This is a genomic window from Mesorhizobium sp. M1A.F.Ca.IN.020.06.1.1 (assembly GCF_004023265.1).
GTDB lineage: Bacteria > Pseudomonadota > Alphaproteobacteria > Rhizobiales > Rhizobiaceae > Mesorhizobium.
Genome location: NZ_RZSR01000209.1, coordinates 1 through 564, shown reverse-complemented (window position 1 = coordinate 564; position 564 = coordinate 1). Strand labels below are relative to the sequence as shown.

The 564-nt window shown below is 64.4% G+C and carries 1 pseudogene; it reads right to left on the bottom strand.

The annotated features are described in order from the left end of the window. Positions 1-564: pseudogene (locus tag EOA60_RS38925) on the bottom strand (DNA polymerase III subunit alpha); the annotation flags it as partial.

Below are 564 nucleotides of genomic sequence, written 5' to 3'. Positions count from 1 at the left end.
CTCGGCGGCGTCCTTGTCGGCGGAGTCGGCGCCGGTGAAACGCGGCAGGATCGGGCTGCGGTTCTTCGGATAATAGGAGCAACGCATGGCGATCTCGACCGTGTTGTCGATCGCTTCCGGCAGGTCGGAGAACAGCCGCGCCATCTCGGCCTGGCCGCGCAGAAAATTGTCAGGCGAAAGCCGCCGGCGATTGTCTGCGGCCACCACCGAGCCTTCGGCGATCGCAATCAGCGCGTCATGCGCCTCATAGTCTTCACGCTTGGAGAAGAAGGCCTCGTTTGTGGCGACCAGCGGCAGTTCGTGGGTATAGGCAAGGTCGAGCGTCGACTTTTCGACCATGCGGTCATAGCCGGCGACCCGTTCCAGCTCGACATAGAGACGGTCGCCGAAAAGCTCTTTGAGGAACAGCAGCCGCTGTTCGGCAAGGTCGCGGCGGTCCGCCTTCAGCGCGCTGCCGATCGGGCCACGCGGGCCGCCGGTCAGGCATAGCAGGCCATCGCAATGGCTCTCCAGCATGGCGCTCGTCATGTGCACCGGCTCGCCGGGCGGCGTTTCCAGATAAAC